Source organism: Marivirga sp., assembly GCF_051117495.1.
GTDB lineage: Bacteria > Bacteroidota > Bacteroidia > Cytophagales > Cyclobacteriaceae > Marivirga.
The window spans coordinates 1-19,546 of the sequence record NZ_JBNPEF010000023.1; the positions used below are offsets into that span (position 1 = coordinate 1).

18 protein-coding genes are annotated in these 19,546 nt (G+C 35.4%); 16 read left to right on the forward strand and 2 right to left on the reverse strand.

Annotated elements, in window-relative coordinates; translation table 11 throughout:
* Positions 1 to 230 precede the first annotated feature (230 nt).
* From ACFE0M_RS12525 to ACFE0M_RS12550, 6 genes are all read left to right on the forward strand, one after another.
* The gene (locus ACFE0M_RS12525; protein ID WP_434546112.1) at positions 231 to 1,238 is read left to right on the forward strand and encodes a medium chain dehydrogenase/reductase family protein; all 1,008 of its coding nucleotides are present in this window, start codon (positions 231 to 233) and stop codon (positions 1,236 to 1,238) included.
* Between the two features lie 543 nt (positions 1,239 to 1,781).
* A complete protein-coding gene (locus ACFE0M_RS12530; RefSeq protein WP_434546113.1) occupies positions 1,782 to 3,509 on the forward strand; it encodes a hypothetical protein in 1,728 nt (575 codons plus the stop codon).
* A 143-nt stretch (positions 3,510 to 3,652) separates the two neighbouring features.
* Entirely contained in the window at positions 3,653 to 4,501 is an 849-nt protein-coding gene (locus ACFE0M_RS12535) for a hypothetical protein (RefSeq protein WP_434546114.1), read from the forward strand.
* 125 nt (positions 4,502 to 4,626) lie between these two features.
* The gene (locus ACFE0M_RS12540; protein WP_434546115.1) at positions 4,627 to 5,520 is read left to right on the forward strand and encodes a hypothetical protein; all 894 of its coding nucleotides are present in this window, start codon (positions 4,627 to 4,629) and stop codon (positions 5,518 to 5,520) included.
* A complete protein-coding gene (locus ACFE0M_RS12545) occupies positions 5,517 to 5,996 on the forward strand; it encodes a hypothetical protein (RefSeq protein WP_434546116.1) in 480 nt (159 codons plus the stop codon). Before ACFE0M_RS12540 ends, ACFE0M_RS12545 begins: the two co-directional genes overlap by 4 nt.
* Entirely contained in the window at positions 5,989 to 6,171 is a 183-nt protein-coding gene (locus ACFE0M_RS12550) for a hypothetical protein (RefSeq protein ID WP_434546117.1), read from the forward strand. The genes ACFE0M_RS12545 and ACFE0M_RS12550 overlap by 8 nt, the downstream gene beginning before the upstream one ends.
* Positions 6,172 to 6,237: 66 nt before the next feature.
* On the opposite strand, the gene ACFE0M_RS12555 is transcribed toward ACFE0M_RS12550, so the two are convergent.
* Entirely contained in the window at positions 6,238 to 7,083 is an 846-nt protein-coding gene (locus tag ACFE0M_RS12555; protein WP_434546118.1) for a histidinol-phosphatase, read from the reverse strand.
* Between the two features lie 265 nt (positions 7,084 to 7,348).
* Between ACFE0M_RS12555 and ACFE0M_RS12560 the strand changes: the two genes are divergently transcribed.
* The 4 genes from ACFE0M_RS12560 to ACFE0M_RS12575 all read left to right on the forward strand — a co-directional run bounded on the left by ACFE0M_RS12560 (position 7,349) and on the right by ACFE0M_RS12575 (position 11,979).
* Entirely contained in the window at positions 7,349 to 8,419 is a 1,071-nt protein-coding gene (locus tag ACFE0M_RS12560) for a metallophosphoesterase (RefSeq protein ID WP_434546119.1), read from the forward strand.
* A complete protein-coding gene (locus tag ACFE0M_RS12565; RefSeq protein WP_434546120.1) occupies positions 8,416 to 9,309 on the forward strand; it encodes a diacylglycerol/lipid kinase family protein in 894 nt (297 codons plus the stop codon). Before ACFE0M_RS12560 ends, ACFE0M_RS12565 begins: the two co-directional genes overlap by 4 nt.
* A 252-nt stretch (positions 9,310 to 9,561) precedes the next feature.
* Positions 9,562 to 10,605, forward strand: coding sequence for a glycosyltransferase family protein (locus ACFE0M_RS12570; RefSeq protein ID WP_434546121.1), 1,044 nt, complete (start codon positions 9,562 to 9,564; stop codon positions 10,603 to 10,605).
* Positions 10,606 to 10,614: 9 nt separating this feature from the next.
* Positions 10,615 to 11,979 (forward strand): GH1 family beta-glucosidase, encoded by a 1,365-nt coding sequence (locus ACFE0M_RS12575; RefSeq protein WP_434546122.1) that lies wholly within the window; start codon positions 10,615 to 10,617, stop codon positions 11,977 to 11,979.
* 393 nt (positions 11,980 to 12,372) lie between these two features.
* On the opposite strand, the gene ACFE0M_RS12580 is transcribed toward ACFE0M_RS12575, so the two are convergent.
* Positions 12,373 to 14,079 carry a sensor histidine kinase gene (locus tag ACFE0M_RS12580; RefSeq protein WP_434546123.1) on the reverse strand — a complete coding sequence of 569 codons (1,707 nt, stop codon included), beginning with the start codon at positions 14,077 to 14,079 and terminating at the stop codon, positions 12,373 to 12,375.
* Positions 14,080 to 14,718: 639 nt separating this feature from the next.
* Here ACFE0M_RS12580 and ACFE0M_RS12585 point away from each other — a divergent pair.
* The 6 genes from ACFE0M_RS12585 to ACFE0M_RS12610 all read left to right on the forward strand — a co-directional run bounded on the left by ACFE0M_RS12585 (position 14,719) and on the right by ACFE0M_RS12610 (position 19,541).
* The gene (locus ACFE0M_RS12585; RefSeq protein WP_434546124.1) at positions 14,719 to 15,471 is read left to right on the forward strand and encodes a protein-tyrosine-phosphatase; all 753 of its coding nucleotides are present in this window, start codon (positions 14,719 to 14,721) and stop codon (positions 15,469 to 15,471) included.
* A gap of 55 nt (positions 15,472 to 15,526) precedes the next feature.
* A complete protein-coding gene (locus tag ACFE0M_RS12590; RefSeq protein WP_434546125.1) occupies positions 15,527 to 16,861 on the forward strand; it encodes a protein-disulfide reductase DsbD family protein in 1,335 nt (444 codons plus the stop codon).
* Positions 16,862 to 17,063: 202 nt separating this feature from the next.
* Complete coding sequence (locus ACFE0M_RS12595) at positions 17,064 to 17,462, forward strand: hypothetical protein (protein ID WP_434546126.1); 399 nt, start codon at positions 17,064 to 17,066, stop codon at positions 17,460 to 17,462.
* A 79-nt stretch (positions 17,463 to 17,541) separates the two neighbouring features.
* Positions 17,542 to 18,213 (forward strand): hypothetical protein, encoded by a 672-nt coding sequence (locus ACFE0M_RS12600; protein WP_434546127.1) that lies wholly within the window; start codon positions 17,542 to 17,544, stop codon positions 18,211 to 18,213.
* 533 nt (positions 18,214 to 18,746) lie between these two features.
* Positions 18,747 to 19,049 (forward strand): hypothetical protein, encoded by a 303-nt coding sequence (locus tag ACFE0M_RS12605; RefSeq protein WP_434546128.1) that lies wholly within the window; start codon positions 18,747 to 18,749, stop codon positions 19,047 to 19,049.
* Between the two features lie 69 nt (positions 19,050 to 19,118).
* Positions 19,119 to 19,541: a secondary thiamine-phosphate synthase enzyme YjbQ gene (locus ACFE0M_RS12610; RefSeq protein ID WP_434546129.1), complete on the forward strand. Its 423-nt coding sequence runs from the start codon at positions 19,119 to 19,121 to the stop codon at positions 19,539 to 19,541.
* Positions 19,542 to 19,546: the final 5 nt, after the last annotated feature.

Here is a 19,546-nt window from a genome sequence, read left to right on the forward strand (position 1 = left end):
GACCCACCCAAACTACAAAATCAAGGCAAACAGGGGGTTCTTTTTCCTGAATATGGATAAAGCTGGATTAAATATCAGAAGGATTAGGTTTTTATCTCAATTTTAAATTATTTAGGACAGCATTGAAATTGTATAATTTAATGTGCATTTAGCAGCAAAACTATAGTCCAGCTAAATACACCTTTGAGTATATTTAGTGATTCCTTGTGAGCAATTAAAAGAAAAAAATTATGAGCTACAGATACATCAGTATTAAAGAATTTGGGGGTCCTGAGGTATTGGGCTTAGAGACAAAAGAAAGACTTCCAGAACCAAATCAAGGTGAGCTAAGGATTAAAGTGCAAGCGACTAGTATCAATTTTACCGACACATTAATCCGCAGAGGTATTTATCCTGACGTAAAAGATAAGCCTCCGATTACGCCAGGTTATGACATGGTGGGAATTATAGACAAACTCGGTGCAGGAGTTACCGGTTTTAAAGAAGGACAAAAAGTAGCAGAACTCACTATTATGGGTGCCTATTCAGAGTATATTATTCTCCCTGCCAAACAATTGGTTCCTCTACCAGAAGATATAAATGCGGTTGATGCGGTCTCAATGATTTTATCTTATGTGACAGCTTACCAAATGTTGACTCGGTCTGCCCAGGTTAAAGAAGGAAGCAAAATTCTTGTCCACGGAGCAGGTGGAGCAGTTGGTAGTGCATTACTGCAAATTGGCTCTATCTTAAAATTGAAAATGTATGGAACTGCATCAGCCGACCAGCATGACTTCTTAAAAGAATTTGGCTGTCAACCAATTGATTATAAGTCTGAAGATTTTGTTAAGGTAGTCAAAGATTTGGAACCAAATGGACTTGATGCCGTCTTTGACCCATTTGGTGGAGACCACTTCAAACGTTCTATCAAGACTCTTAACAAAAAGGGGAAACTAGTGGCTTTTGGAGCTTACAATGCAAAATCTTCGATGGACTTGATAAAGAGCTTTTTGCAAGTTCAGATTTGGAACTTCACACCTTGGATACCTTCTACTAACTTTTACTCCATTGGTTCATGGCATAAAAAGCATCATGATTGGTTTGAAAGTGACTTGAAAAAGCTTTTTGTCCTTCTTTCAGAAGGCAAATTAAAACCCCTAGTTTCTAAAACCATCAAATTAGAGGATGCAAAAGAAGCACATGAACTAATTGAAAGAGGAGGATTAAAAGGAAAACTAATTATACTAATGAATAATTAAAACTACTCATATTCGAGAAGACGGCCTTGTGCTAAAAGCCCACAGCCTGCCCCGCTTTTTTATCGGTGTTGCGCCTCTCACAAAACTGAACCCTAGCTGCCGTGTCGCTTGTACTACAAAAAACCCAACCATTAAAGCTTCATTAATTAGGATGCAACCGAATCCCTTTCTTAAGTTCACTTCAAAATTTGGTATTTCTATTAAGCTTAAATAACTAAGTGCCCTTAACAGCATATCTATAATTCAGCTAAAGGCGCTTTCCCCGACACTCAGCGCTTCCTTATTTCCACTACAAAAGACTGCTACCAAGCAACTACCAATTGTTAGCACGATTATAATCTTTTACCGTTTATAATTTGCTATCTGCTAATTTTAAGCTAAATTCATATTAAAAAATTAAAACCAAAACCTGAAAAGTTATTTACCTTGGTTAATTTCAATCAGCTTTTGGTTAAGCTTAAAATAGATATATAGTCCACTGGGTAACTATATTTCAATATAGTCACCCCCTATGTTATATATTCACTTGTATCAATCAGAACCATGAAAAATAGCTCTAAAAAAAATGCAAACAGTATCGGAAAATCAATTATTGTATATATTGGGAGTGCATGGCTGTTCCTAGAGGTTACTAATTTCATAGTTGATCGTTTCGCCTTAGATTCAGCGTTGGTTGATACGCTTCTTTGGCTTGTCATTTTTGGTTTGCCTGCATTCATTATTTACACAGTTTTTAGCAACCCCTCATCAAAGAAGGCAATCATTCTACAATCTATTAATGCCATACTTGCAATAGTTGTTATTGGCTATCACTTGGTGGATCCAAGCAGACTTGACCCTTCCAAACTAAGACTTATTAGATTTAAGAACGAGCAAGCAGCTGTTGCCTCATCTATACGTTCCATTGCCGTACTACCTATCAAGAATTACTCTGGAGATCAATCAAAAGACTACCTCTCGGCGGGTATTCATGATGCCCTGATAAGTGAGATTGGTAAATTAGGAGCCATTCGGGTTATCTCCCGTACGTCAACACTTCCCTATGCCAACTCTGATAAAACCATTCCACAAATTGCAGATGAATTAAAGGTTGATGCTTTCATAGAAGGTTCATTGCTTTCTACATCCCCAATAGTAAGTATGCAAATCAAACTTATTAGCCCTTACCCAGAAGAATTGCAGCTCTTTTCAGAGACTTTTGATACTGAGCTCTCGGACATTCTTCGTGTCTATGGGGATATGACTAAAAGAGTAGCGCAAGAGATTAATGTCACACTTTCAGATGAGGAGACTGAGCAGATTAATCGTTCGCGGGTGGTGAATCCCGATGCTTATGAGGCTTACCTTAAAGGAAAGTACAGTGCAGGCTTACTCACCCAGGAAGGAGTACAGCATGCAATGGCACATTACAAGCGTGCCCTAGAAATTGACCCTGAATTTGCCCCGCCCTACGCAGGAATTGTGGGAATATGGGCTACTCTAAAGCAGATGGACTTTATCAGCGCGGAAGAAGCCAATCCCGCTATTAAGGAAAACCTTCAAAAAGCCATAACACTCGACAGCTCTTCTATTGAAGTACTTTATTACAGCGCAACCACAGCCATATGGACTGACTTTGATTGGAATAGAGGTAGAGAACTATTTGAAAGAATACTCAAGATAAATCCTAATCACTCGGAGGCGCTGGCTTTCTTTGGCCATTTCTATTGGCTGCAAGAAGAACAAGAGAAGGCAGACAAGCAACTTGCCGAGGCTTTGCGCCGAGATCCAGGTAACCCTCTGATTAAAGTGCTGATTGGTGCAAAAATGGGAATGGGAGCTTTTAATCCAGATTCTGCAATTTCCATTTTGAAACCGCTACAAAAAGCTATTCCAACAAGTCCGTTAATTAATCTTGCTTTGTTAGGAAGTTATCATCAAACTGGTCAAAATGAACTTGCTCTTGAACAACTGAAAATAAAAATTAACAGGGAGGCTGATACAACCTTGAATGTATGGATGGACGATGTTTTCCTTCAGGGAGGATTAGAGTTAGTCGCTCAAAGAACTGCCGAGATTTTGGAGAGAGAACGTTATGGTTCGATTTCGGCTCAAACCATGCAATTCTTGTGGTTTTTAGCTGGTAATGAAGACAAATTCCTCGACTGGCTTGAAAAGGGGTATATTAGGCGTGATCCGGACATGCCTTATATGAAAGTAGCTTACTATAGTATGCCATTTTCAGATCATCCGAGATACAAAGAAATTACTAGAAAATTAAATCTCGATTGATAACACTAAATATAAGTAATGGCCTGCAATGAGATAAATCAAATGATTATATTTCAATTAAATATTAGCGGTATCTCAGTAGATTTCAGCCTTAAAACGGCCACTACTTATATTCTTAACGTTAGCGATAATCCTCTGAAACTATGAAAAAGAAATCAACTGTCGGTAGAGTTCTCATTGAAATCCTTATAATTTTTTCTTCTGTAGTTCTGGCTTTCTTTTTTGAAGATTATCGTGAAGAACAAAATGAGATTTCTAGATACACACAAACACTTTCAGCATTCAGGATTGAATTAATTTCTGAAATACAAGATAGAACCAACGAAGTAGATTCTTTCAGGATAGATTCGAAGATTACTGGTCGACAATTTGAAAGATATTTGTTACTCCAGGGGTTGGACTCATTAATTTATGCTAAAAAAACTTCAAAAGAGCACTATCGATTTATCGTTACTTCGGGCATTCTTAATACAGAACTTTTTGGACGGTATGACCCTTCACCCCTCGCAGATGAAATTTTGGCTAAGAATTCAGAACATATTGAAAATAAGAGGCTAGTTACAGCCTTAACTTCATATAAAGAGAATATCATAAATGTAACAAGAGGTGAAGATGAGGTTATTGAAATTACTAAAGAACTCGAAGAAATAATAAAGGAAACAAATCCTCACTTAGAGTTCAATGTTAAGGACCTTAAATTGTTAACATCAAACAGATTCATTTGGAGTTTTCACGAACTATTACAAATCAGGCAAGGGATCTATTTCTTTAATCAATATTTAAGTCGTCAGAAATTACTTACCATCTTGGATATTATCAACTCTGAACTAGAAACGTTTGGCATTCCATTTGAGAAAGACGACTGTATTAGAAAACAAGGGTTTAAGAAGAGATCTGAATGCTATGGACATCTGAATGATGACCAATCAATAACTTCAATAATTGATATTGCCTCAAATAGATCAGAGAATATTGGAAAAGAAAATCGCTAACAAACGATGATGACGCGTGGCCTTGCTTAGCATTCTGCCGAGTATATGCAAAACCTCATGCTTACCGTTATTAAAAAGCTCGGAGGCCTCAGCGCCATATGTGAACGTTGTAATTCATAAACAAAATGAGAACTAAGTTTAGTTTTTTTTTATTCGTACTGGTGCTATTAAGCGTCCAATGTGAATTTCCAAAAGAGTCAAATGATTGGACTACATGGATAAATGAGAATGCTCAGTCAATTAAATTATCTAATAGTGATAATTATGAAGACCTTGAATTCTTACATGACATTTTAAAAGATAAAAAAGTGGTGTTTCTAGGTGAAAGTGCTCACGGGGTTTCAGAATACAACACCTTAAAATTACGAATTATCAGATACCTGCATGAAGAAATGAATTTCAACGTTTTGGCATTTGAGTGTAATGCTGGAGATGCTTTTGCGGTCAATTTAGAATATCCCTTTGGTGATGCAAAAACAGCTTTATATAATTCAATTAGTACATTCTGGCATGTTGAAGAAAACATATTATTATTTGAATACATAAATCAAAAGAGTTTAACAGATAACAAACTTTCAATTGCCGTGATAGACATCACTCTGAGTAACGGTAGTTATGCATTTTCCAGGTTTTTAGAATCACTGATTGAACCTATTGATCCGGCATATGCTGAAGAAGTTAGAAAAGGGGATTCACTTTTTTTAGCTTTAGGTCTACGTAAATGGACTTTAGGACTGGAAAAAAGTGAAATTAACACTTATGACTCCATAAAGAATTTACAACTTGCGAATTATCAGAATCTAATAGACTTTTTAATAGAGAATAAAAAAGCTATCCAAGCACCAAATAAACATCTTGAGGCTGCTATTTTTTATACAAACTCAAGAATACATTTTATCCACCAAGTGAATCGTGATAGTGCCTATATGGCAAATTTTTTAGAAGTAAGCCCTAAAAGGAAAAAAATATCGATTGGCTTTACAAACAATTTCGCGAAAGACTTCAATCTGAAAATTTGAGATTCTTGAATGATGAACTTTATCCTGAACAAAAAATAATTGTCTGGGCACAGAATACGCATATTGAAAAAGTGAACAGAAACAGAATGCCTTTTAGACTTGCTCAAACAGATTCCGTTTATTCAATTGGGCTTTTCAATTACAATGGACGAGGATGCTTTTCGTTCGAACAGGGTTTTGACGGAACCCCTCCGGAGGATATGATTTATGATTATACACCACCTTCTGATTCACTAAGAATAGAAAAAATAATGGTTGCAAGTGGTTATGACATAACTTTTGTAGATATGAAATACCAAATTAAAACAAATGGAAATACATGGATGTTTGACAAAGCTAAGTATGCAGAATGGGACGGAATAAATGTAAATGAAGTCAACAACATAAGAGGTAAATGGGATGCACTGATTCTAATCAAGCAAATATCAACTCCTAAATACCTGGATTTCGAATATGATTATTTAACAAATGATTGATATATCAAGCACAACAAATGCTAAAATGAATATGCGAAAGAGCACTTTTGCAGGTATTTACAAAACAGAAACTTTCGTAAATAAAGCAAATGGAGCTCATACTTCATTCTCAGATTACTCCCTCCTACCATCAGCATTGCCTAATTTCCCTAACGGGCAAATCAAAGGTCCGTAACTAGCCAGAGAAACTTCTTACTTCAAGCTTTTACCCTAATCAATTATAAACATCTAAAAAAAAATACTACAGTGCTACGCTCTGCCATTCATTATTTTTCAAAGCCATCAATTCTTTAAATCCCAACTCCCTTAATAATTCGATCGCCTCAGGATAAGATCCAGTTATTTCCCTCGGGTGATGGGAGTCTGAGTTTAACATAATGGGTATATTACGCTGCTTTATTCTTTTGAGAATCATTTTTCCCGGATAAGGCTCATTGGTCAGCTTTTTATACATTCCTCTAGTATTCACTTCAACAATGGCTCCCCTTTCTTTTATAATGCTAAGAGTTTCTTCCACTTTATCCTGATACCATTTATCCTCATCTGAGAAAAGAGGGCTTTCTGCTTTATTATGAATTTTTATTTTGTCAAGATGGCCCACAATTTGTGTTTCTTGTGAGTCAACCATTTCTCTAGTGAGAGCTAAATATCTATGAATAACATTTTTTCCGTCTCCTTGAAAGATTTCCTTAAACCCTTTCAAGAAGTCAGTACGAGTACCATCAATTTCCCAATGAGTACCATCTTCCAATTGATCTACATAATGGACAGAGCCAATGGAATAGTCAAGCCCTAACTGTTTAATTTTAGGATCAGATGGACCTACCATATCGGGTACATAATCTACCTCAAGTCCAACATACACCTCTATTCTATTTTTGTATTGGGCTTTGAGATTTCTTATTTCTTGCAAATATTTCGCTAAATCAGCCTCCTTCATACTCCATTTATTTCTAAAGGGAAGAGGAACATGAGATGAAAATCCAAAGCCGGTAAGTCCCAAATCAATTGCTGCTTTTAAATATTCTTCTGGTTCATACTTACCATCACAATAATGATTATGGCTATGATAGGTGCTGTGTTTCATGTGTATATTATTGTTTATTACGGCCACATGGAATTCGCATCAAATCTATGCAGACTTCGTTTGATTTGTTAAGGAGTCTAGATTTATGCTCATTTCATATTTTTCTTTTCTCCACCTAAGCTTACAAAATTCTGCGGAAATCTGCGGCAAGGATCACCATAATAATTATTTATTTAATGCTAGAGTAACAATTTAATAAAGGCTTTTATTGGTCGATAATATTTGTAACATTTTAATATTGCACCTAGTCAATCATTAATTTTTTGTGCATAAAAAACTACGCATTTATAAGCATTTAGACGAACTTTTTGAGCAGGCCACTACTTTAGAACTCAAAAAAAAGGACAGATTTGTAATTTTCAGCGATCTCCACATGGGAGACGGTAGCTCAAAAGACGATTTTAAGGAGAATTCCAATCTTTTTCATTCCATTCTAAAAAATCATTATCTAAAGAAAGATTATAACCTGGTCCTCAATGGTGATGTAGAGGAACTTCAGCGCTTTTCTCTTTCCAGTATTAAATCCTTTTGGAAGGATACTTATGTGATTTTTGATGAATTTCAAAAACAACTAAAATTGTTTAAAACGGTCGGAAATCATGATCTACTGCTGTATGATCAAAAAAATGAACGTTACCCCTACAAGCTTTTTGATGCTATAAAATTTAAACTAAAAGATGATAACACTTTGTTTTTATTCCATGGCCATCAAGCTTCCACCAACTATTTAAAATATAACAGGCTAATGGGTTGGATTTTGAGGTACATAGCCAATCCGCTGCGGATAAAGAACTACACCGTTGCTCATGATAGCAGAAAACAGTATTCCATTGAAAAAAACGTTTATCAGTATTCCAGTTTCAAGAAAGTAGTATCCATCATTGGACATACCCACCGCCCTTTGTTTGAGTCTTTGTCTAAAGTTGAGCGACTTAGATTTAAGATAGAACAACTATGCCGGGATTTCATCAACGAAAAAAATAATGATGAAAAGCAATTAATTAAAAAGAGTATTAAGCAATACCGTAAAGATTTAAAAAAAGTCTATAAACAAGATAAGAAAATATCGCTAAGAACCGATCTATACAATTCGATTTTTCATATCCCTTGCCTCTTTAACTCTGGCTGTGTCATAGGTAAAAGAGGAGTCACCTGCCTTGAAATAATAGATGGGGAAATCAAACTAGTACATTGGTTTGATAAAAACACCAGTAAAAAATATTTGAAGATCGAGGGCTATAAAACATCTCAACTTGAAGATTCTGATTACTATAGAATGGTAATTAATAAAGAACAACTCGACTATATTTTCACTAGAATCAATTTCCTGGCATGATGACCACTAAAAAGAAAATTGTTTTTATTGCTAATCCTATTTCAGGTTTCGGAACATCGGCTAGATTAAATCATATCATAGACAAAAATTTATCTTCTGATCTTTTCGAATACGAATTATACTTTACGAAGAGGCCTGGACACGCCCGTGAAATTGCAGCTCAGGCAGTCCTGGAAAACATCCCAATAATAGTGGCGGTTGGTGGCGATGGAACGATCAATGAGGTAGCATATCCACTATTAGGCTCATCTTCCACCCTTGGTGTTATTCCGCGTGGCTCTGGCAACGGTCTCGCAAGGCATTTAGGGATTCCACTAAATTCAGCTAAAGCCATTTGCACCCTAAATAAAGCTCAGGAAATCAAAATTGACACTTGCATGCTAGGCGATAATTTTTTTATCAATGTGGCGGGCATAGGGTTCGATGGACAGGTCAGTAAAACCTTCAGCCAACAAAAGAATAGAGGTTTTTTAATTTATGCAAAATGTATTTTAACTCAATTCACTAATTTCAAACCCATCCTTCTTGAAATCAAAGGCAAAAACATTTCCAGAGAAGGCAAATACTTCGTTGTTGCAGCAGCAAATTCCAGTCAATATGGAAATAATGCGCACATTGCACCTGCTGCAAGCATAAATGATGGCTTTTTTGATTTGGTTTTGATGAAGCCTTTTCCATTAATTTCCCTTCCGCAGATCCTTACCAAAGTTTTTTTAGGAAAACTCAACACATCACGATTTGTTGAAATCTTTCCATCTAAAAAGGTATCGATTAAGCTACCTCAGCATTTCCCAGTGCACCTTGACGGTGATTACAAACCAGACTTACTTAATTTTGATATCAGTATCAATGCCTCTAGTTTAAGGGTTTTGGTACCCGCTCAACGTTAAATTAATATTACTGCACAAGTCAAATCCTACTACAATAGTAATTATTCCTTAAAACTTCCTTAAAAGCAAGGACATATTTAAAAAGTACCTTTAATAATACGTAAATGAAAAAGTATGAAAAGGCTAATTAGAAAATTTCAAAACACATTAATTCGCATATTCCTGTATAAGTTTCGAGATTTATATTCTCCATTACGCTACCACAAAGACCCTCAATAAAATTTTTGATATAAAGTCGGAAAGCTAATTTCTATGAAAATATTATATGCTATTCAAGGAACAGGAAATGGTCATTTGAGCCGCGCACGAGATATCATACCTATTCTGCAAAAAAAAGGAGAAGTGGATCTATTGGTCAGTGGCATACAGGCAGATGTCAGCCTGGGCTATCCTGTAAAATACACATATAAGGGCTTAAGCTTTATATTTGGTAAGAGTGGTGGTGTTAATCTCTGGCAAACAATTAAGAAATGTAATTTCAGAAGGCTTAGAAAAGAAATATACTCAGTCCCCATAGAGAATTACGACTTGATTATAAATGATTTCGAGCCAATTTCAGCTTGGGCTTGCTTTTTAAAAGGAAAGAAATGTATATCATTAAGTCATCAATCAGCAGTTATTGCAAAAGGAGCCCCAAAACCAGCTAAAAAGGATTTCATGGGGCATTTAATACTTAAATATTATGCTCCTGTTACTGCATCTTACGGCTTTCATTTTCATTCTTTCGGTGAGAACATTTTCACGCCTGTCATTCGCGATCAAATTCGCAATATGCGCATAAAAAACGAACCCTATTACACTGTTTACTTACCTTCATATTCAGATAAACATTTATGTAAAATACTCGCTAAAGTCCCTAATGTAAAGTGGGAGGTATTTTCTAAGCACAATAAAAACCCTTTTCACTTCAACAATGTTCACATTAGGCCGGTTAATAATGAAGATTTCATTAAAAGCCTGGTATCAAGCAAAGGAGTACTATGTGGCGCAGGTTTTGAGACACCGGCAGAGGCGCTCTTTCTTGGCAAGAAATTGATGGTGATCCCCATGAAGGGTCAATATGAACAACAATGCAATGCTTCCGCTCTTCAGGCTATGGGGGTTCGCGTTGCTTCTACTCTAAAAAAGAAGTCAATTGCCAAGATCAAAAACTGGATCGATTCCGAAGAATTAATAAAAGTTAACTATCCAAACCAGACCAACGCAATCCTAGAAAAACTGATTGAAGCTCATGCTCCTAAAAATTCCGTTGCCTTCCATGAAGAAAACCTACATTTTGAGTTTAAAACGGCCTGATAGTTTTTTATGAATAGTACTGAAAAGGAAAGAAACCCCCTTCTTTCAAGAGCTGCCTTCGGCCATGATTTTCACTGGGGTGTTTCCAACGCTGCTTTTCAAGTGGAAGGAGCTTGGAACGAAAATGATAAAGGTCCTTCAATTTGGGATACATTTACTCAAAAAAAAGGAAATATATATGGTGGCCATCAGGCTAAAATAGCCTGTGATTTTTACAATCGTTATCCTTCCGATTTAGATCTCATGTCAGCACTTGGTATTCCCGATTTGCGATTCTCAATTAGTTGGCCGAGAATTTTGCCAAAAGGCACCGGAAAGGTCAATCCTAAGGGGCTTGCATTTTATGACAGGCTTGTAGATGAAACTTTGGAAAAAGGGATCACGCCCTGGGTCACACTTTATCATTGGGACCTGCCCCAGTCATTGCAGGAACAAGGTGGGTGGATAAATCGAGATATTATTCACTGGTTCGAAGACTACGCACAAATTGTAGTAAAAACTCTAGGCGATAGAGTGAAGAATTGGATGGTATTAAACGAACCTATGGTTTTTACGGGTGGAGGCTATTTTCTGGGAATCCACGCACCGGGCAAAAAGGGTCTAGCTAATTTTATTCCAGCTGTGCATCATGCCACCCTCTGTCAAGGCATTGGAGGAAGAGTTATTCGCGAATTTTCTCCAGGGGCAAATATAGGAACCACATTTTCTTGCTCTTATGTTGAGCCTTATCGTGATACTCCAAGAGATCATAAAGCAGCACGAAAAATAGATGCACTGCTAAACCGCTTATTTCTAGAGCCTGCATTGGGTAGAGGTTACCCGATCAATGACTTGAAGTTATTGCAACGCTTAGAAAGACACATGAAGCCTGAAGATGAGGAATTAATGAAATTTGATTTTGATTACATCGGTCTTCAAAATTATACAAGAGAAAAGGTTAAGTTTTCCATTTCCACACCTATACTTTGGGCTAATATCGTCAAAGCAGAAAACAGAAAAGTGCACTTCAATGAGATGGGTTGGGAGGTTTATCCCGAGTCCATATATCACATGCTTCATCAGTTCTCAGCATATCCGGAGGTAAAAAAAATAATTATTACGGAGAGCGGAACAGCATTTGACGATAAGGTAAAGAATGGAGAAGTACATGACCCTAACCGTACTAAATATATCCAAGATGTACTCCATCAGGTCTGGAAGGCAAAGCAGGAAGGCGTTCCCGTTCAAGGCTATTTCATCTGGACTTTTACTGACAATTTTGAATGGGCTGAAGGCTACCGCCCCAGATTCGGAATCGTTTATAACGATCATACCACTCAAGAAAGAATAATTAAATCATCTGGTCAATGGTATTCTGATTTTCTCAAGAGTTAGTTTTTACAATACTTTTTAAATTTGAAAATCATGTAAAATACCACATATCCTGCAACCCAAATAAAATTTTGATTGAAGATTGCGGGGGAGGAGGACAAAAATGCGAGCCAGACGAGGATGTGGGTTAAAGCTTATTTTTGTCTTGAATTTTTGTTTCTTTTTGTTCAAGCAAAAAGAAAAAGCAGAAACTACAAAATATAATTTGGCATGTAATATTATAAATAGCAATTAAAAACCCCAGATTTTATCAATATCCCTTGATTTTTGCGTTTTGTGCATGATTTTAATCTGTAAAAAGACCTTTAAATTTGTTTAAAACCAATTTTAGAGTTGTTTTTTATTAATCAATGGAACCCCACAATATTTTCTTAAAAAGAGACTGCCGCCCTTAAATCATGCATTTTCATGATATAGCGAAATCTGATGTGGCCTAAGTACATCGATACTAAAATTTTCAAACTCAAGGTAAAAGGTGGTTCCTTGCCCTGGGGATGCTAATGCTTCTACCTTTCCGTTAAGTTTATGAACAGCCTCTTTTAATAAATATAATCCTAGCCCTGAACCTTTTGAATGCTCTGTTGCTCGATAAAACATATCAAAAATCTTATGCTGGTGCTCAGAACTTATACCAATGCCATTGTCTGAAAACTGAAGGGAGACTTTCTTACGTTCAATCAGTACCTTTATGCTAGCAAACCGATGAGCCTTATTATGATCCTGATACTTTATGGCATTTGAAATAAGATTATTCAATATCACTTTTAATCTACTCTTATCACTGAAGAGGTCATATTCTCCCTCAATCACAATTTCAAATTTGACCTCTTTAGAGCTGAACTGTTGATTATAGTCAATTAAATTATCAATGAGCCCTTTTAAGTTTATCTTCTCAATCTCTCTTTCGGTCTTACTATTTTTAGCATAAATAACCACATCGGCAATAAACTTTTCCATCTTTTTAATGCTCTCCTGCATCATTTTAAAATAAGGTAAAATTCTATCATCTTTATTCTCATAAAGACTCAAATTGATTAGCCCTAATAAGGAAGTCAGAGGGGATCTTAGATCATGTGCAGTACTGTAAAGAAAATGATCTAACTCACTATTAAGTTTGCTAAGATCATAATTTTGTGATTTTAATTTTTCAGACTTTTCATTAATTTCACCAATCCTGTGTTCCATTTCTGTCATCAAGTAAGTAAATGATTCAGATAAATCGGCTATCTCATTTGTAGGTTTGCTTAGCTTGTATTTCGGTTTGGCAGTAAACTGATTCTCAACAACTTCAGCCATGACTCCAGATAATTTCTTAATGGGCCTGGAAAGCTTTATTGCGATTTTTAATCCAATTACTATAGAAATAAAAACAGCGAGAACAAAAACAAGAAAAAGGATAATCTTCAAGTCGATAGCGGCTTGCGATAAATGCTCTTCCGAAGCTCTTAAGAAATCTTCATAGTTCTCTGATATTTGGTCTGTAAGCCTGTTGAGTTCATTCCGGAGACCCTCATTGCTATTAATCCCAATTTCCACCTGCAGTTGAGTGAGTTCATTAAAAGTATTTTGGTATTTATCTAACAGGATCCACGTTCTGCTTTCTTTAAGTACTCTTTGTTTCAATTCATTACTAAGCAAATTAAATCGTTCAATATAGGAGACTTCATTCCGAATCATAAAGTCTTTTTCATTTCTCCTTAGACTAAGTATTTCTCCGATCGTTATCCGGCAGTTTTCCGCATTTGCTTCAAGTTGATGGGCATAATCACGCATTTCACCTTCCAATCCATAATCTTTAAATCCCCTTTGCGAAACAAGCTCAACCAATTTCCTAAATTTTTCATTGTAGCTTTCGAGGTAATTTTCGGTTTGCACAATATAAGTGAGCAAAAATGGAGTGCTTTGCACAGAGGAATTTTTGAGATCTTGGATTTCCCTTTGGACTTCTTTATTTAAAGTATCCCGCTCAGCTAAAATTTTGCTTTCACCTGTTGCAAAAAAAGTGGGATTAATGGTTTCGAGATCAAAAAAATCATTATCCTTTTTAATCATCCGTAACGTAAGTGCTTCCAGTTTGGCAATACTTTTATCCTGCTGCCTCATAGAATCTAGGCGGCTAACAGCATTATAAGAAATGAGCAGGTAGCTTAGGTAAATTACTGTAACAACTGCAAAGCCAAGCAAAATCCTGTACCGGATAGAATTAATGAACTTAAATTTACTTTTAAACGACATATTGTAATCCCAATAGGATTGCAATGTTCATCTAAATAATTACAATTTATGCTTAAAAGGTATTATCGATTTATTATTATTTTAATGTCGAGGAATATACAAATGAAGGTCTTCTTACCAACGAAGTATCTTATGGAACAAAAGACATTCACAAAGTGATTGCTTTTAAGAAAATATTCCTCATATTTTGATTAGATAATACCTACTGATTCAATCGCATAGCTTATTCCCAAAACACTTGACCAATGTAGAAAAACAGACTCTAAGCCCATAATCATTCTAGCATTAAGAATACTGTTAAATAATGAGATGATTTCTTAATAATATGATAAAGTATGTTCATTGTTAACAATCAAAATTACATCGTAACATTGCAATGTAATAATAGATCGATGAATCGATATGTGGAATTCAAAAATAAGAACACTGGGCATTTTGTCATTGTCATACTTTTACAAAACCCTACTAAGTAGAACAAAGCATTTAAAGAAAAGATATAAACCAACCATGAAGAATTTAATCATCATTCTAAGTATAGTAGCTTTAATCAGCTGTTCAGATAATAATAAAAAAGAAATGGTATCAGAAAGCAAAGATACTTCAACTATTGAAAAGTCTCAAATGCCCAAAAAAAACGGAGAAATGTACCCCAAATTATCAAACTATATCGATTCAATTTTACTTGAATTAGAGAAAATACCCAAAGAGCGAAAAAATCAGCTGAAAAAAATTGCTTTGTTTATACGCACCAAAAAACAATCCAACGAATCTGCTAATCTCACTTTTATTTGCACGCATAACAGCAGAAGAAGCCATATGAGTCAAATATGGTCCTCAACGGCAGCGGCTTACTATGATATTGAGGAAGGAATTGAAACATATTCAGGTGGAACTGAAGTAACAGCCTTCAATCCTAGAGCAGTAGAAGCATTAAAGAGAGCAGGTTTTAAATCTGAGAATTCAGCAGGAGAAAATCCCAGCTATAAAATCACTTTTAGTGATGCAGGTCATGAAATGGAATGCTTTTCAAAAAAATATGATCACCCAAAAAATCCTTCTGAGAATTTTGTAGCAATTATGACTTGCTCTGAAGCTGATAAGAATTGTCCTTTCATTCCAGGTGCTTCTTTAAGAATTCCCATTCCTTACCAAGATCCGAAAGAAGCTGATGGTACATCTGAAGAAGAAACGATTTACGATAAACGATGCAGACAGATCGCTTCAGAAATGTTTTATATCATGTCTCAAGTAAAGGCATAATCATCTTTAATCTGTATATATATGAATAGCTCTTACCGCTCAACAATAAATCCAAATGAAAAAAGTTGTCTGTCTAATTCTTCTCTTTTCCATAGCTACTAGGGTTCAAGCACAATCTTTATTCGACTCCATTAACCAATGGGTAGGTGGTCAACTTGCTGCATCAACTGGTTTCGAATCCTATATTTTTCTTTTTATTGGAGGGGTCTTAGCTAGTCTTCTACCCTGTGTTTACCCTGTTTACCCTTTAACTGTAAATTTTCTCAAAAATAGGTCAAGCAAATTAGGGCGTTATGCACATCCATTGGCATATTATTTTGGTCTTGCAAGTATCTATTTTATGTTTGGAATAATTGCCTCCTTAACTGGTGGAGCATTTAATGAAGTTTTAAGATTACCGCTTGCCAATTTAACCATTGGAATTATGCTAATTATAATGGCATTAGCTTCTGTGGATTATCTTAGCCTTCCATTTTTTGGTGGACAATTGGATAGTAAAAATCAAGGGCTTGCAGGAACAATTGTAATGGGTGCAGGTGCTGGCCTTCTGTCATCTGCTTGCGTAGGTCCGATAGTAGTTAGCATTTTAATTACGATAGCCTCTAATGTTGAAGGAATCTCAACGGCATTGGCCATAACTGCCGCAATAAAAATGATGCTTTTTGGTTTGGGAGTTGGGATACCTGTTTTACTTCTGGGAGTTTTCGGTTTAGCGTTACCCAAAAGTGGAAAATGGATGCTATTGGTACAATGGATTTTCGCTATCCTCATTGGCTATTTTGCCTACGGCTACTTAGCCAAAGGTCTTAATGGTCTCGGAATGAGCGAGTCAGTGAGTTTCTATATTGTTTTAGGTTCTTTATTAATATTCTTATCAGTTTATAACCTTCAACCCAGTACTAAAAATAAACAGCAAAAAACTACATACTCCTTATTCCTTTTGGGAAGCATTTTTGGTTTTTTAATAATTGCAACAAATCTGATACCTTCATATTCCAACTTCCAATCAAATAATTCGATTTCAAATGAACCCAACATTGAACAAAAGGGTGAATTGACTTGGTATCTAAATAAAGAAGATGCTTACAAAAAAGCATCCGAAACTGGTAAATTGGTATTTGTTGATTTTCATGGTGACTGGTGTACAAATTGCAAAGCATTTCAAAAACAAACTCAATCTGATAACGATCTAAATGATGCTCTGCAAAATGCAATACTTTATAAAGTTTACGATACCTCCGAGGAATTTACGAAATACCGAAATGATAGTCGATTTCCAGAACTTAAGGTTGGATTACCATTTTTCCTGATTACTGATGCCAAAGAAAACATCATTTACAAAACAAACGATTTTACCAAAACTGAGGAAATGCAGTTATTCTTAGATTGATAATAAACAATCAAACCTCATTTACTTATTTTTAGCGCTTTTTTGAAACTATTTCTGATTTTAAGAACTGATTTTCTCACTTAGATTTCTTTATTCCATCATTATTATCCCTCGATAATTCTTATTAGTTTTTTAATATTAGCTTAAATCCTCTGTTCATTTTCGTTATTAGCTTTGCATTATAAACTTTATGCAACAAAAAATGATACAAGTTAAGGACTCCGCTCAAATTGAAATCAAAGATTCCAAACAATTAGAAGAGTGGTTAGCAGATAATCATAAAAAATTGGATAGCATCTGGGTAAAAACTTACAGCAATAAGATATTACCGTATTTTGTATCAACTCCTGAAATGTTAGAGAAAATAATAACCTTTGGTTGGGCTAGAGGACCAAAATGGAGATTGGATAATGATAAATCAGTACAGCTAATTTTAAAAAGAACAAGTCAACCTTGGTCTTACCTTGAAAAGATCATTGCAACAAGGCTTATGTATTCTAAAAAGCTCCATGAAGAAGGAAAAAAAGCAATATTTGATGCTATTAAAAATGGAGAATGGGACTGCGAAACCTTTGAAAATGAAATAGAGATACAATATTAGGCGAAAATTTAAATTAATAATTATATAATTTGATAAGCAATTCATTAAATTTGAGAGAGAAATATTTTTTCAATTCTGAATGAAATCTAAAGAACACTTCTTCAAGCCAATCAGTCAATTATTAGACGATCTTAAGCACGTCAGTATTACAAATGATAGAAAAAGTGAGCTGAATGAAATTGCAAGATACATTCTGACAAAACTGCAAAAGAATGAGGAGGTAAATCTAAACTTTCTTTGCAATTACAATTCTAGGAGAAGTCAATTATTGCAAGTATGGTCTAAAACCTGCGCAGATTATTTTAAAGTACCCGTAAACACTTATTCTGGTGGCTTAAAGAGTGCGAATATTCCAATAATAGTTATTGAGACCTTAAAAACGCAAGGATTCAAAGTTGTATCAAAAGATAGTAATCCTCCAATCTATTTTTTATTTTATTCAGATGAAAAAGACCCATTAATTCTGTACTCAAAACATTTCAGTGATCCCATCAACAAACAAAGGAAATTTGTTTCAATTATAAATTGTAAACAAGCGAATTATCATTGCCCTCCAATGCCACATGCTGAAAAAGAAATTTCACTCTACTACCTAGATCCAATAGTATTTGATAATGAGGAAAAAACACTTGAGCAATACTTACAATTGAGTAATGCCATTGCTTCTGATATGACCTATCTTTTTCACAATATTAAGAAAGCAATAAAAGAAAAGAGGGCTTCCACCCTCTCAATTCCTACTGCAACCTAACTAATATGTAAACGACTATTTACTTGATGCAATTTAATTACAATATATTTTTCATTAGTTAAATTACTATCAACTAATCATTATGAATTAGCAACAATGTTAAAACTTGATGGATAGTGCTCATCTTCTAGCTTCGCATACCCCCAACCAAATCCCCTACAATCCCTGACCACATGTCAAAAATTTGCTTGAGGCTATGACTCCCACAGCCGAAAGCCTTTAATTTCCCTAAAGGATAAATCAAAGGCCCTCGGCTATTCAACCGCACTTACCCGCACAATCCTTCCCTCATAGCTTTTGCTTTTTTCTTTCAATCAGATAAAGAGGTAAAAAAGCAAAAGTAAACGGTCTTTTTGGCTCCCATGCCAAAAAGTTTTTGTTTGGATATACCAGCCGCACTGTCAGGCACTATGGTGTGCTACACTTGGGCTGCGGCAAAGGGTCTCACCAACATTGGCTTCAAGCTTACTCATGCTTATGAATTCAATTTATTAGGGTCGTCACCATAAGAAAACCTATACTCTTATGGAGCCTTGTTAGGAAAAGGAGTTTCAACCGATAGAATTAATCTTATTTTTTCTGCAGGTTTAGGAATAACAACTGGTATAATTAGAGGAGATTTAAAAGGAGTTCATTCTAGCGGAGGATTTATATCATTTAGAAATGAAGAATTTGAGAAAATTTATGTTTTCACGCCCATTATTCCCCTTGAATTTGATAGGTTATTTAAGGCCACAAAATTTTTTGGCCTCAATTTTACACTATTTGCTGATTTAAATCTTAAAAGACCTTACTTAGGTTGGGCAGTAAAATTAAGTATTGGTAAATTAAGGTAATTTTGAGAACAAGAATCTTATGTCATTAAGGTAAATTTTATAATTGAAAATCAAAAAATAATTTTTAATATGCCTACCCTACAAAAAACTTTCCAATTAAAACCATACCCTCGAGGATTCAACCTGATAGAAACAGAAATTGAAGACAATATGCCTGAGTTGAAAGACATAAAGGCGGGAATTGCCCATTTTTTTATTCATCATACATCTGCAGGCTTGACTTTAAACGAGAATGCTGACCCCACAGTAAGAGGAGATTTTGAAAGACACTTCAATAAAATGGTACCGGAAAATATGGATTATTACCAGCACACCCAAGAAGGCCCAGATGATATGCCAGCTCATATTAAAGCTTCCCTTTTAGGTAGTTCGGTAAGCGTTCCGATTCAAAATGGAAAGCTACTAACTGGAACTTGGCAAGGGGTATATCTTTGTGAGCATAGAAACCATGCTGGTAGTAGAAAAATCACGATTACGGTGATGGGGAATTAATTTAC